The sequence below is a fragment of the Pseudomonas sp. PSB11 genome (genome assembly GCF_014596605.1).
Lineage (GTDB): Bacteria > Pseudomonadota > Gammaproteobacteria > Pseudomonadales > Pseudomonadaceae > Aquipseudomonas > Aquipseudomonas umsongensis.
The window spans coordinates 139,811-153,751 of record NZ_NOIO01000015.1 but is presented as its reverse complement, the minus strand read 5'-3'; the positions used below and the strand labels follow the sequence as shown (position 1 = coordinate 153,751).

General features: G+C 62.5%; 9 protein-coding genes. 4 read left to right on the top strand and 5 right to left on the bottom strand.

The annotated features are described in order from the left end of the window. From CGA21_RS18350 to CGA21_RS18335, 4 genes are all read left to right on the top strand, one after another. Positions 1 to 2,116: DUF2345 domain-containing protein (locus CGA21_RS18350; protein WP_188264742.1), on the top strand; the 2,116-nt coding region annotated here is incomplete at its 5' end. After that, entirely contained in the window at positions 2,113 to 4,005 is a 1,893-nt protein-coding gene (locus tag CGA21_RS18345) for a phospholipase D-like domain-containing protein (RefSeq protein ID WP_188264741.1), read from the top strand. The genes CGA21_RS18350 and CGA21_RS18345, both read left to right, overlap by 4 nt. Then, a complete protein-coding gene (locus tag CGA21_RS18340; protein ID WP_188264740.1) occupies positions 4,005 to 5,291 on the top strand; it encodes a DUF6396 domain-containing protein in 1,287 nt (428 codons plus the stop codon). The genes CGA21_RS18345 and CGA21_RS18340 overlap by 1 nt, the downstream gene beginning before the upstream one ends. A gap of 95 nt (positions 5,292 to 5,386) precedes the next feature. After that, the gene (locus CGA21_RS18335; RefSeq protein ID WP_110749066.1) at positions 5,387 to 5,848 is read left to right on the top strand and encodes a hypothetical protein; all 462 of its coding nucleotides are present in this window, start codon (positions 5,387 to 5,389) and stop codon (positions 5,846 to 5,848) included. Between the two features lie 141 nt (positions 5,849 to 5,989). Here the strand turns inward: CGA21_RS18335 and CGA21_RS18330 are convergent, their stop codons facing one another. The 5 genes from CGA21_RS18330 to CGA21_RS18310 form a co-directional block, all read right to left on the bottom strand. After that, positions 5,990 to 6,763, bottom strand: a complete 774-nt coding sequence (locus CGA21_RS18330; RefSeq protein ID WP_188264739.1) for an SDR family oxidoreductase — start codon at positions 6,761 to 6,763, stop codon at positions 5,990 to 5,992. Continuing rightward, positions 6,760 to 8,454 (bottom strand): FAD-binding protein, encoded by a 1,695-nt coding sequence (locus CGA21_RS18325; RefSeq protein ID WP_110749070.1) that lies wholly within the window; start codon positions 8,452 to 8,454, stop codon positions 6,760 to 6,762. Before CGA21_RS18325 ends, CGA21_RS18330 begins: the two co-directional genes overlap by 4 nt. An 8-nt stretch (positions 8,455 to 8,462) precedes the next feature. Further along, a complete protein-coding gene (locus CGA21_RS18320) occupies positions 8,463 to 10,175 on the bottom strand; it encodes an FAD-binding protein (protein ID WP_188264738.1) in 1,713 nt (570 codons plus the stop codon). Positions 10,176 to 10,553: 378 nt separating this feature from the next. Continuing rightward, positions 10,554 to 12,122 (bottom strand): amidase, encoded by a 1,569-nt coding sequence (locus CGA21_RS18315; protein WP_188264737.1) that lies wholly within the window; start codon positions 12,120 to 12,122, stop codon positions 10,554 to 10,556. A 156-nt stretch (positions 12,123 to 12,278) separates the two neighbouring features. After that, complete coding sequence (locus CGA21_RS18310; protein ID WP_188264736.1) at positions 12,279 to 13,931, bottom strand: methyl-accepting chemotaxis protein; 1,653 nt, start codon at positions 13,929 to 13,931, stop codon at positions 12,279 to 12,281. Positions 13,932 to 13,941 lie beyond the last annotated feature (10 nt).

Genomic DNA, 13,941 nt, shown 5'->3' with positions numbered 1-13,941 from the left:
CTACCAGTTTGGCGTGAAATTGCCACTGCGCTCACCGGCCGGCTTCGCCAGCGGTGAGGACGGCGTGTGGGGTTTGCAGACCCGCCACCAGGTGGTGGAAAAATCCATCAACTTTCGCGCCTATCACCACCGTGACGCGCGGGCCTGGCTCGATGGCGAAGTCGACCAGACCCGCGGCACCACGAGCACCACCTACGGCGAGGCCTACCACTACGCCGAACCCTACCGCGTGCTCGGCGATCGCCTCGATCAGGACGAAGATCTGCAAAGCGAAAGCGGCTTTTTCTACGCACGCCTGCGCCACGAACGCTACCTCAACGCCCAGACCCACCTCAGCGGTGCCAGCAGCAGTGCCACCCTGGCACCGGGGCAGGTGCTGAAAATCACCGATGGCGATACCGTGGCGCCAAAGTTCCCCAAAGACGCGCCCAAGGCCTTTGCCCTCGGCGCAGTAATCACCAGCCTGCGCACCCGCGCCGCCCGCGACCGCAACATCGAAGTGCATTTCGAGGCCATCCCCTACGCCGAAATGGTCTGCTTCCGCCCCCCGGTCCCGGCCAAACCACTCATCGCCGGCACCCTGCCGGCCCGCCTCAGCAGCCCCGACCGCAACGACCGCTACGCCGAAATCGACCTCGAAGGCCGCTACCGGGTGCGCTTCCTGTTCGACCGCGACATCTGGAAACCCGGCCAGGAAAGCGCCTGGCTACGCCTGGCCCGACCCTACGGCGGCGACACCCACGGCCTGCACCTGCCGATGCTGGTCGGCACCGAAGTGGCCGTGGCCTTCGAACAGGGCGATCCCGACCGCCCCTACATCGCCCACGCCCTGCACGACAGCGAACACCCGGACCCCGTGACCCTGCGCAGGCGCGACCACACCCGCAACGTGCTGCGCACGCCGGCGAACAACAAGCTGCGCATGGAAGACCTGCGGGGGCAGGAGCACGTCAAGCTCAGCACGGAATATGGCGGCAAGAGTCAGCTGAGCCTGGGGCATTTGGTGGATGCCAAGAAACAGAAACGCGGGGAAGGGTTTGAGCTAAGGACCGATGGGCATGGCGCCATTCGTGGGGGCAAGGGCCTGTTCATCACAGCCGAGGAACAACCGAAAGCCCAGGGTCAGGTACTGGACATGCAAGCCGCACTGGGCCGCTTGCAACAGGCCGGCGAGCAGTCGCAAAGCCTCTCCAGCGATGCCCAGGCGGCCCACGCCGACCCTGCCGATGTGGAGGCCCAACTGTCAATGATGCGCGACCAACTCGATGAGCTCGAGGCCCAGGTGATTCTGCTAAGCGCGCCCCAGGGCATCGCCCTCACCAGCGGCCAGCACCTGCAACTGGCGGCGCAGGACAACCTGATGCTCAACGCTGGCGGCCAAGCCGATATCAGCGTGGTCAAGCGCCTGTTCATCGGCGTCGGGCGGGGGTTGAACCTGTTCGTGCGAAAGCTGGGGATCAAACTGATCGCCAATCAGGGCCCGGTCTCCGTGCAGGCGCAGAACGACCAACTCGAGCTGCTGGCCCGCCACGAACTGTCGATTACCAGCACCGAAGACGAAGTCCGCATCACGGCAAAAAAGAAAATCACCCTCAATGGCGGCGGAAGCTATTTCAGCCTCGATGCGGGCGGCATCGAATCGGGGACGGCGGGAGACCACACGGCCAAATCCGCACACTTCGCCTTTAGCGGCCCGGCCAGCATGACCGCTACGCATCCGGATTACCCGCCACTTCAATCCAGGCAAACCTTGCGCTTCGAGATACCGCAAGCCCCTAACGCCTCGGGCCTCGGCTGGGCGGGAATGCCCTACACGCTGTACGCCGACGGCGCAGTGCTCCAGCAAGGCGTGCTGGACAAGAGCGGGCAACTGTCGATCGACCACCAGGTCGTGACCCGGGGTTACCGGCTGGTGATGGCCAACGGTGTGGCTTACCAGATCCCGGTCCCCACCGATTACCGCAATGCCGAGCAGGCAGCACTCGCCAATCGCGGCCTGCATAACCACCCCGCGCAAGCCGCTGCCGAGGTGAGCCAGCCAACGTCACACACCGATCACCGCGGGCTGTACGCCGCGCAGATGGGCATCAACGACCCGGAAGGAAAAATACAATGATGAGACCCGACATTGTCGTGCCGGTCGCGCTGCAGCATACCAACAAGGTGACCTGCACCCCGCCCTGGTACGTGCAGCACACCGAGTACCCTCCTGCAAAGGCGACCTATCAACCCTTGATCAACGGCGAGGAAACCTTCCGGGCCGTGCACGAGGCTATTGCCAGGGCCGTGAGGACCGTCGACATCATCTGCTGGGGGTTTCAGCCGTCGATGTACTTCATCCGCGATGGCGTATCGCCGCGGATCGGCGAGTTGCTCATGACCAAGGCGCGGGAAGGCGTCGAGGTTCGGCTGTTGGGTTGGGAAGCGCCGTTCAATGCCGCTGGCGTGGCGGGGGAAGCCAACTTGCCGGGTAAAGGCCCGTACCGCATCGCCAACCGGGAGTTGCAACCTTCCACGGACGACCAATACGCCTATGACCGTCAGTGGTTTTCCCGATGTGCATTCAATGGCAGTGCGGCGGCTGCGATGCGTGTCGCTCGCAATGTGCCGGTGTTCGTCAGCCGAGGTTTCAGCGTGTATGAAAGAGCTGAAATTGCCCATCAAGTGAAATACGCAAGTCTCGACCCGCACCTCAGCCCCAGCACGATTGCCACGCTGAGCGCGGCTGCGACCCACCATCAGAAAACGGTCCTGGTCGACTACGAAATAGCCGATCGCGCCACCGGCTTCGTCATGGGCCACAACATGCTCGACGAGTATTGGGACACCAACGATCATTCGGCGTTGAAACGCGCCAAGGACAGTAAGCCGAAAGCCTGCGCCGGCCCGCGTGGCGATACCCCGCGCCAGGACATTTCCAGCCAGGTCAGTGGACCCATCCTCGAACACCTGCACCACAACTTCGCCACCGCCTGGCGCAAGGAAACCGGCGAGGACCTGTTCGCCTCGCGCCGTGCCATGCAGGTGGGACCGACACTTCAATGCACCCCGGACGCCACCCGGCAAATGGCCCAGCTGGTACGCACCCAACCGCAGGAGGGCAAGCGCGATATCGAGGCGCTGTATCTGCAGGCCGTGAACAACGCGACCCAGTTCATCTACATCGAAAACCAATATTTTCGCTGGCCACCTCTGGCCGAGCTGATCAAGGCTGTGGCGGCCGGTCAGACGAAGGCCGGGCGCGACCCCGGAATACACGGTCCCTTGCACCTGTTCGTGATCACCAATGCCAGCAAAGACAGCGTAGAGCCCGGCGCGATCAATACCCAGCGCATGCTCGAAAGCCTCGGGCGTGGCGACACCATCCCCGTGATCACCAAGTTACGGCGCGTTGAACAGACAAAGCGTGACGCTGCGAAGCAGGCCCCCACCCTGGGGGAAATGCTCGAACAGCGCGCCTTACTCACGCTGACGAATCTTACCGATGCGCTGGGCGGAACCGATTTCAGTGAAGCTCAGCGGCATGCAGCCAGACTCAATGATTTTCGAATGGCTGACCTCAACGCCAACATCAGCGCAATCGAGCGCAACGCCGTTGAAGCGGACCTGAACATTCCCGGCCTGAAAGTCCACGTGTGCTCGCTGGTCGCCCCCGACTCACCGGCGGGCAAGGACTGGATGCCGGTGTACATCCACTCCAAGTTGATGATTGTTGACGACGTGTTCACCACCCACGGCTCAGCCAACATCAACACCCGCAGCATGCAGGTCGATAGTGAGCTGAATATTGCACATGAGTGGGCGAGTGTGACCCAGGGGTTGCGGCGGCGGTTGTGGAACATGCATACGGGGGAGAAGGGGGGGCAGGATGATGCGGAGCAGGCGTTCAAGGCTTGGCAAGAGATCATCGATGACAACAAAAAGCTCAGGGAAAGTAAGGATAAGCCTAGCGCTTCGCTCGTGGAATTTTACTACGGCGATAAAAAGCTGCAGGACATCGACTGATGCGCCGTTTACTCCTGCTGTCCTGCCTGCTGCTGGTCGCCTGTGACAGTTCCAGCGCCCTCAACCCTACGAAGAAGGATTCTCACGTGAACCCACTCACCGAGATCAAAGCCAAGTTGGCTTTTACCTGTGCACACGAACAGATCCCTGAGTCGTCAACCGAGTCTGATGTACTGTTTCAATACGCTCGCTGGCTGCAAAAAAACAACCAGCTCAAGCAGGACAAAAACATCAATGTCCAAATCGAGCGGCTTTACCGCATCGCCTCAGAAAACGGCCATTACAAGGCCAATATCAACCTGCAGAACGGCGCTATGCGCGGCCATTTCAATTTGCGTGGTGATGAGCATCTGCGCCTGAGTCAGCAACTGATCGATGCAGGCGTGGCCACGGGGTATTACTTTGTCGGCAACTTCCTGCAACAGGGTTCGGCCGGTTTGAAACAGGATACGGAAATGGCCTTGCGGTACTACCGCAAGGCCGCCGATAAAGGCAATGCAGAAGCTCAGTATTACGTGGGGGATAAGCTGGCACCGAGCGACATTGCTCCAGACGTTGCTCGGCAGATGCGCCGTTGTGCTGCCGAACAGGGGCACGGTAGAGCCGCTGTCATGTTATCGATTTATCTGAGAGATGAGCAAAAATACAACGAAGCAATGGAAGTCTTGCAATTGGGCGTGACGGGGGGCAGCGATAGCGCTGCCGGCCGCTTGGAAGCCACATTTCGCGATCCACTACCTTCCAACACGATGCATTACCTCGGGCAAACGGAAGACCTCGAACGCGCCGAACGCTACAGAAAAATCTGGAAAATACTCTCGGGCTACTCCTACGCCAACCCCAAAGTCCCCGAAATCAACGAAATCCTCCCGCTCCCTCCCGCCAAACTCCCCGCCTGGGACGGCAAACTCCAATGGCTCGAAGCCCGCCTGGCCAACATCCCCCCAGAAAAACCCGGCGAAGCGCTGATCAACCAGCTGGCCAAGGCCAAACGCCTGGCCCCCGCCACCGGCCGACCGCTGCCGGAATCTCCCGACTTCATCCAAGCTACCTCTCCCAGGCCGACCTGCAATAGCGGCCAAGCCTGCCCGCAGACTGGCTACTGGAAAGCCGATATCGGCAGCCAGCTTTTCTCGCGTCTCGAAGGTGAACAAATTCGCCGGTTCGAGAAGGGCGAAATGCTCCCAACCGTCAGAGTCCAGAGGCGCCACAGCCGCTTCCTGCTCGCCGACCGAGTGACCGTCGAAGAGGAAAATATCGAATGGAGACTGTTCGGTGAGGCCTGAGTATTTCCTGATCGACAGGTGCAACCGATAAACACATAAGGCTCACGCATTAGAAACAACACCGCCAATTCCGGCGACTAAAAGGGAGCAATATAATGAGCAAGCATGAAGCAGGCGATAAAATAACGTTCGAGATGCATTCTCCGGGAATGGAGGTGCCAGCGGGTGAAAGCTCAAGTGAAGTAGACGACGAAGGTTATGTCCTTCTCGGCAAGGTTCACGGTCACGTTATCGAAAAAATTAAGGGCGGCATGAAAGTCACTCGCCCGGATGGGTCAACAATTATCTTGAATGATGGTGAGGTGACCATCGAAAATCTTGTTCCCAAATCAGTAGGGATCCGGAGCCTGTCCGAGATTGAATCATTCGCTGTGCGAACACAGGATCAAACTCGTATTTTTCGCCTGGATTTTATTGGTGGGGGCCATGTCGAAGTAACGTACGCGCAAGACGGTCGGGTCATGGGGGTCACCGGGCAAAACATCAAGCAATCAATCACCAAGGACAATGAGATAATCGTCAGCCAAGGTGATTCGGCCAGTGTTCAAGTGCCTTGAATCGAGAGAAGCCCTGATAGAGGAAAAACAGCAGCCTGCGGCAGCTCCTACAGGGTGAATATCAGAAGGTAATTTCAGATACGCCTCCGCCTGTAGGAGCGAGCCGGTGTTGGGTGTTTGGGGATGGGATAGCACCAGCCGCTAGATACTCATCACCATCTGCCCACTATCAACGCGCAACTCCACACCATTGATCGCCCGCGCCTCATCGCTGGCCAGGAACAGCACGCTGGCCGCCACGTCTTCAGGCAAGCACATGCGGTTCATCGGGTCGCTGTCGATGGTCAGGCGGTTCGGGTCGACGCCTTGGGGGAAGCTGGCGCGGGTCATGTCGGTGAGGACGCCGTCGGGGTGCAGGGTGTTGCAGCGGATGCGGAATTTGCGCCGTCGGCAAAGCGCTGCCACCGAACGCGACAACGCCGCCACCGCGCCTTTGGAGGCGCTGTAGGCCAGGTAGTCGTCACGCCCGGCGAGGGCCGCGATGGATGAGAGATTGATGATCGAACCACCGCTGTCCTTCATCAACGCGATGCCTTCGCGGCAGCCCAGGAACACGCTGTCGGCATTGACTCGCAGCATCTTGTGCCAGTCCGCCAGGGTGGTTTCCTCGATCGAGCCGGCGATGAGGATGCCGGCGTTGTTGACCAGGATATCCAGGCGACCGTAGCGCTCACGCACATGGTCGATGACCTGGCGCCACTCAGCTTCGCTGCTGACGTCGTGACGGATGAAGGCTGCAGTCGGTCCGATCTCCATCGCCAGGGCCTGGCCTGCCTCGACGTCCAGGTCGCTGATCAGCACCTGGGCGCCCTCGGCCGCGAGCAGCCGCACGCTCGCGGCGCCGATGCCCTTGGCGCCGCCGGTGACCAGCGCGACCTTGCCGTGAACCCGGCCATTGTTGTTGTCGGTCATCATGTCATCTCGTGTGAATGGATCGTTTCGGCTTGCTGGCTGCGCGCGACAGCGGCACCGGCTCGTCGACCGGAGAACACGCAGTCGGCCAGGGACAAGCCACTGATGTACAGGTGCGAGGGAATGCCTAACGCGCTGCGCCCGGCGGCGTACAGGCCACCGATGGCTTGCCCGTGTTGGTCCAGCACCGCGCCGCTGCGTTCATCTACGCGCAGGCCGCCCAGGGTCAGGGCGCCCAGGGGGAAGACAGGATTGGTCACGGAGATATCGCAGGCATAGAAAGGCCCCTGCTCAAGCACCTGGCGACCGCCCTCGGACTTGCCGAATGGCTCCGGCGCTTCGCCACGGGCGGCGGCGTTGGCGGCCAGCACCGACGCACGCAGTACGGCGGGGTCCATGGCGGTCGCACTGGCCAACTCGCTCAGGCTCTTGCCCTTGCGCACCTTGAACAGCATCAGCGCCAGGGCCGGAAAGCTCTGGAACCACCAGTAGCCGCCGAAGAGCGCTTCGCGGATGGCTTTCTTGCGCAACGGCGCATCCAGCACCAGCCATGCCTTGCCGCCCTGCTCTTCCATCAAGGGTTGGCCGAGGGTGGCTCCGTAGACTTCTTCATTGCAGAAGCGCCGGCCCTCGCGATTGACCACGATGCCCTTGTGCCAACTGTACGGCGGGTTGATGAAGCGCCACGCCGATACCCGCTCAAGCCCGGAGCCCTGGCCGCCGACACTGGTGCCCAGACGCAAGCCGCTGCCATCGCAACCGGTGGCGCCGACCTTGAAGTTGCGCCGGAACTTCGGTGCGTGCTGTTCGAGCAACTGGCGATTGAAGATGAAGCCGCCGGTGCTCAGGATCACGCCATGGCGTGCCTGCACCCGACGAGGCCTGGCGAAATCCCGTTCCAGCTGGCAGACCTTCTTGCGCAGTTTGTTGCAATAGCCCGGCGCGAAGTTCTGCAGGCGTTCGGCGCGGGCGGACAGTCGTGCGTGCAACTGGGCTTGCTTGCTGCCTTCGGGCATACACCAAAATTCGGCACCCAGTACCCGCCCCCGGGGGTCGACCAGCAGTCGTCGCGCCGCCGCCTGCAACAGCGTTTTCGCTCCGGCCTTCAGGCACGCGGCCTTCAGGTGGGCAAAAAGCACAGCGCCGCCCTGCCCTTTGCCCACGGTGCGATGCCCTCGTGGTGCAGGCGGCAAGGGGCCGCCGTGGTCAGGCACCAATTCGTTGCCCGAGTAATAGAGGAAGTAGCCGTCGGGCGGGTACGAAGTTTTCCCCCCGCCCGGTGGCATCTGGTGGGCATAGGGCGCGCCGTGGCTTTCCAGCCACTCGAGGTTGCTCACGCTGTCGGCGCAGAAGCGCCGCAAAGTGTCATCGCTCACCACGCCCCCGGTTTCGTGCTTGAGGTAATCGAACATGGCTTCGGGGCTGTCGTTGAAGCCCGCGGCCTGTTGATGACGCGTACCGCCACCGGCGTAGACCACCCCGCCACTCTTGGCGCTGGCGCCGCCGCCGGTGAAGCGGTCGGCGATCAGTACGTCGGCCCCCTGGGCCCGAGCTTCCAGCGCGGCGCAGGCACCGGCTGCGCCCCAGCCGACGACCAGCACGTCGCAAACTTCGTCCCAGTCCACACGGCTGCCATCGGTTACTTGCAGCGGCGGCAGCACATCGGTGCTGGGGAGGTTATCGGACATTGACATAGCCCCTCCTAACGCTGGCTGGCCAGGTGATTGGCGGCGACATAGCCGAAGGTCATCGCCGGCCCCAGGGTGCCACCCGCTCCCGGATAGCTGGTGCCCATCACCGACGCCGAGCAGTTGCCAATGGCGTACAAGCCGGCGATGGCGGTGCCATCTTCGCGCACCACCTGGGCATGCTCGTTGGTCAACAGGCCGCCCTTGGTGCCGATGTCCCCGGCGTCCAGGCGCATGGCGTAGTACGGGCCTTTGCGCAGGGGCGCCAGGCATGGGTTGGGCTTGATGTTGCTGTCACCGTAGTAGCGATCGAAGACATTGCCGCCACGGTCGAAGTCGAGGTCCACACCGGAGCCTGCATAGTCATTGACCTTGGCCACGGTGGCTTCCAGGCCGAGACTGTCGACGCCGATCTCTCGGGCCAGGCCAGCCACCGTGTCAGCCTTCCAGTACAGCGTGTTGAGCCATTCCTTGCGCAGGCGGCTGTCGGGCATGATCTGTCCCGGCATCAACGGTCCCATGGCATAGTTGAAACGGAAATGCGCGTCGAAGATCACCCAGGCCGGCACCGACTTGCCGCCGGTTTTCTGGTTGTCACGATGCATGGCATCGACGAACTCCAGGTAAGGCGCGGCCTCGTTGACAAAGCGTTGCCCCAGGCCGTTGACCACTATGGCGCCAGGGAACGCACGCTCGGCGAAGATCCCCCGGGGCTTGTCTTCTCCCGGTACGGCAATGGTCGGCGCCCACCAGGCCCAACCCATCAGGGCGGTGGCCGCACCCTGGGCCATGCCGGCTTCCAGGGCTGCGCCGGTGTTGTTGCCGGGCGGCGTCGCGCTCCAGGCCTTGCGGGTTGGCTTGGGCAGGTACTGGTCACGCAGGGCCTGGTTCTGTTCGAAACCACCGGAGGCCAGGATCACACCGTGGCGCGCCTGCAGTTGCAGCTCGGCACCGTCACGGCGCACGGTGACGCCGCTGACCCGACCGTTTTCGGTGACCAGGCCGCAGAAATCGGTGTTGAGCCACAACGGTACATTGCGATCCATCAGCGAGCGGCGCAAAGACGCCACCAACGAACTGCCCAAGGACGCGCGGCGATCCATCTTGCTCTTGCGCCGCCATTTGAAGTCCAGCTTGTAGCGCAGCATCAGTTTCATGATCAGCAGGCGCCAGCCGAAGCTACGGGCCATGGCCTTGTGCGCATCGCGCGCCGTCCAGGCGATGCGCCCCATCAGCAGGGTCGAAGGCGAAGGCTTGCGCAGGTTCGCCAGTTCCTCATCACCCAACAGGCTGGTGTCGAACAACTCCGGATCCAGGGTTCGCCCACCGGGCAAAGCCCCCGGCAGGTGCGGATAGTAATCAGGGTATTTGGCCGCCACGGCGTAGCGCACCCGGCTGATCCGGGTGAGCTGTTCGATCATCTTCGGCGCATTGTCCAGGTAGGCACGCAAGCGCGTTTCACCGACATGCTCGCCCGCTGCCGACTTCAGGTAAGTCAGGGCGGTGGCGTAGCTGTCATTGCCCTTCATGCGCGCGAAATAGTGGTTGTTGGGAATCCAGATACCGCCCCCGGAGATCGCCGAGGTGCCGCCATACTGGTTGCTTTTCTCCACCACCAGCACACTGAAACCCTGGTCGGCGAGGAATACCGCCGAAGTCATCGCACCTGCACCCGAACCGACGACGATCACGTCGTAGTGGGTCTGAGACTGAACTTGAGCCGTCATTGTTGTTATGCCATTAGCTGAGGTCAGGAAAGAACCGCCGACCACGCAGGGTGCGCTGGCGGAGTGCAGCCCCATGATCGGGGGTGCGGGGGGATGGGCTCATCGTCAAAGTGGACTAGGGCATTTGCTTCTGGATGGGGGTGTATATCCATTGCTGCGGTAACGGCGCATTTGACCTGATCGTTCCCACGCGCAGCAAAGCAATGCAACCTGTGACGCTCCGCGTCACCGTTGCGCACGGCTCACGCCAGGTGTCGTCAGTGGAACGCGGAGCCTCCCTGGCAGCATTCCTTTGCTGCGCGTGGGAACGATCAGAGAGACAGATACACCGCAGCGCCTGATTCGCGGGCAAGCCTCGCACCTACAGGGGGTGTCGGGTTACAGGGAAGCCCGCCTGGCCGCCCACGGATGGGCCTGTTCCAACTGGCTGGCCAGGCGCAGCAACACGTCTTCGCCACCCAAGCGGGCGGTGAACATCATGCCCACCGGCAGGCCGCTGTCGCTTTGGCCCAGCGGTAGAGAAATGGCCGGTTGGCCGCTGACATTGGCTATTACGGTGAAACCGGCGCTGCCCATGGCGTGATGGACGTAACTGTCCCAAGGCTGGTCAAGTGACAACAGGCCCAGTTTCGGAGTCAGGCTACCCGTGACCGGCGACAGGATCACGTCGTAGCGTTCGAAGTGCTGCTCCATCGTCGCGCCAATGCTCTCGAACGCTTGCCGCGCCCGGTACAGCTCTTCGCCGGTGGTCGCTTTCGAGCGTTCGAGATTGACCAAGGTGATCTTTTCCAGGTCCTGAGCCGTGGCAGCCCGCCCGAGCACCTGCTCGCGGTCGCGAATCTGCACACGCAAGGCCATGCCGAGCGCAGTGCCATGGGCACCGAACAACTGGCGCGGATCGACGTTCAGCGTCAACTCGTCTAGTCGATGGCCAAGGGCCGACAGTTGCTTGATGGTCGTTTCCAGCGTGGCGGCAATCGCCGGCTCCAAAGGGGCGCCGGTCAGTGATTGGCGTACAACGGCCACGCGCAATTTGCCCGGATCACGTTGCAGTTCTTCGACATAAGGCCGAATCAACGGTGGGCACCAGTATGCACTGCCCGCCTCATGCCCCTGACCGGCATCGAGGAACAACGCGGTATCGCGCACCGTGCGCGACACCACGTTGGCCGCGCTGGCACCAAACGAACCTTCGAAATGCAGTGGTCCGCTAGGGGTGCGATAGCGGGTCGGCTTGAGCCCGACCACGCCACAGTACGAAGCGGGAATGCGGATCGAGCCGCCACCATCAGTGGCATGCGCCACAGGCACGATCCCCGCCGCCACCGCAGCGGCCGAGCCACCCGAAGAACCGCCTGCGCTCATGGCCAGGTTCCACGGGTTATGAGTCTGGCCCCAGGCCAGGGATTCGGTGGTAGTGGTCAAGCCAAACTCGGGGGATGCGGTCTTGCCGAACGGCACCGCACCGGCCTGCTCGTAGCGGGCGATCAGGGTGCTGGTGCGGGCAGCGGGCGGTGCGTCCTTGAACATCCGGCTACCGTTACTGGTGATCGTACCTTGTAGCGTGGTACCCAGGTCCTTGAACAGCAGTGGCACACCGGCCAGGGCGCCCTGGTTGTAGGTGCCGGCGGCGCGGCGCTGGGCGAGTAGCGTACGCGCGTAGGTTTCATGCAGCATGTTCACCGCATTGACCTTGGGGTTGACCTCGTTGTAGCGGAGCAACGCCGCCGCCAGCAGGTCCTCGGCACTCAGCTCGCCGCTGCGGATCGCCTGGCTCATGGCCCAGGCATCCATGGCCTGGTAGTCGCTGGCCGAAAGCCCTTGCGCGCGGGCGTCGGCAAAACGCCCCAGAAGCCCGACGCCAACCGCCACGGCACCGGCCTTGAGCACGCTGCGGCGCGGCCAGCCGGGGGCGGAGTTTAGTGGTGCGTTTTCGTGGTTATCCATGGTAGTGATCACGCCCTGATTGTGGGTTATTAGAGTATTCAGGCCTTACGCCCTGTGGGAGCGAGCCTGCTCGCGAAAGCGGTGGATCAGTCAACATTGATGTTGAATGTGCTGACCTCTTCGCGAGCAGGCTCGCGCCCACAGGGATTGCGGTGTTCAAGCGACATTGAAGCGTGCCGACAACTGATCCAGCGCCCGCGCCAGTTGCTCCAGGTCCGCGGCGGCCATCGCGCTGCGCCCGGCATTGGCCGACAGCGCACCGGTGCCACTGGAGACACTCTCGACCCTGGCGACCATTTCCCGAGTGACGCGCACCTGTTCGGTGATCAGCGTGGCGATGGTGTCCACGCTGCGGATCACATCATCGGTGCCACTGCGAATCTGCGCCACCGAATCGCCCGCCTCATGGGCCAGGTTGACGCCATCACGCACCCGGCTGACCACCCGCCCCATGCCGTCGACCACCGCCAGTGTGCCTTCTTGAATACGCTGCACGGTGAGGTCGATTTCACCAATGGAACTGGCGGTGCGTTGGGCCAACAGTCGAACCTCGTCGGCTACCACGGCAAACCCGCGCCCCGCCTCACCGGCCCGGGCAGCCTCTATGGCGGCGTTCAACGCCAGGAGGTTGGTCTGCTCGGCAATGCTGCGAATCACCTTGAGCACGTGGCTGATTTCCCCGGAGAACCCTTCGAGTTGGCGAATGTGCACGGCCGTAGCGCTGATTACGTCGCTAATGCGATTCATCTCCTGGGCCATGTCGCGAATAAAGCCCTCGCTCTTGCCCGAACGCTGTGCCGAATGCTGGGTGATGTCGCGAGACACGCCAACCTGATTGTCCACTTCGCCGATCGACCCCGACAGGTCCTCCACCGCCCGGGAAATCCCGCGCACCGCGTCCGCCTGTTGCTGGGTGGCCGTGGAGGCCGACTCCGCCGATTCGGCCATGTGCGCCGCTTCGCGACTGACCCGCTGCACCAGCTCGCGCATTTGTGAAATGAGCCCGTGCAAGCTGTCACGCATCAGCGCGATGTCGCGCAGCATCAGTGCGAATTCGTCACCGCCCTTGATCTCGATCGGCTGCACCAGGTCGCCACTGGCGATGGCTCGCACGCTGGCACCCGCCTGGGCAAACGCACGCTTGAGTCGACGCAAAGTGGAAAACGCGGTGAGGCTGCCCGCCAGCCCACCCACCACCGCCAGCGCCATGTAAGCCAATAGCGTCGAACGATAGCGACGCTGCGCCGCCTCGTAGGCTTGCGAGGCGCTGGCCTTCTGCAGCGCTTGCAGCTTGCTCAGTTCGACCATGGCGGCATTGCCTTCCGGCTCGGCCATGCGCAAATAGGACAGGATGCCCGGCAGGCGAAAATCACCGGCGCGCAAGGAATCGAGGAAGATGCCCAACTCTTCCTGCCAGGCCAGATAGTGTTTGTCGAACGCCTCGGCGGCCTGTTGTTCCTCACCGCTCAACGTGCGCAGGCGATAGCTCGCCCAGACCTCGGTCAGCGCCCGGTCATTGCTCTCGATGGCACTCAGGGTGGCTTCCACCGGACGATCGAACGCTGCCACCAGCGGGCCTTCCGGGTCCTGCTGGATCGCCAGCAAGACCTGGCGCCGGCTTTCATCGAGCCGCTGCCTGATGTCGCCGAACATCAACAACGTCGCCAGGTTGTCCTCGTTGATAGCCCGCAGACTGTCGCGCGCCTGCTGCAAGCCATAGGCACCGAACAACACCGCCAGGGCAAACAACAAGGTGGCCAACAACGCCCAGAGCCACAGGCGCTGAGCGATAGTAATTGCCTTGAACATGATCAATGGC

Coding starts and splice junctions, on each gene's coding strand:
- CGA21_RS18340 (WP_188264740.1), top strand. CDS start 4,005: ATGCGCCGTTTACTCCTGCTGTCCTGCCTGCTGCTGGTCGCCTGTGAC.
- CGA21_RS18310 (WP_188264736.1), bottom strand. CDS start 13,931: ATGTTCAAGGCAATTACTATCGCTCAGCGCCTGTGGCTCTGGGCGTTG.
- CGA21_RS18315 (WP_188264737.1), bottom strand. CDS start 12,122: ATGGATAACCACGAAAACGCACCACTAAACTCCGCCCCCGGCTGGCCG.
- CGA21_RS18330 (WP_188264739.1), bottom strand. CDS start 6,763: ATGATGACCGACAACAACAATGGCCGGGTTCACGGCAAGGTCGCGCTG.
- CGA21_RS18335 (WP_110749066.1), top strand. CDS start 5,387: ATGAGCAAGCATGAAGCAGGCGATAAAATAACGTTCGAGATGCATTCT.
- CGA21_RS18325 (WP_110749070.1), bottom strand. CDS start 8,454: ATGTCAATGTCCGATAACCTCCCCAGCACCGATGTGCTGCCGCCGCTG.
- CGA21_RS18345 (WP_188264741.1), top strand. CDS start 2,113: ATGATGAGACCCGACATTGTCGTGCCGGTCGCGCTGCAGCATACCAAC.
- CGA21_RS18320 (WP_188264738.1), bottom strand. CDS start 10,175: ATGACGGCTCAAGTTCAGTCTCAGACCCACTACGACGTGATCGTCGTC.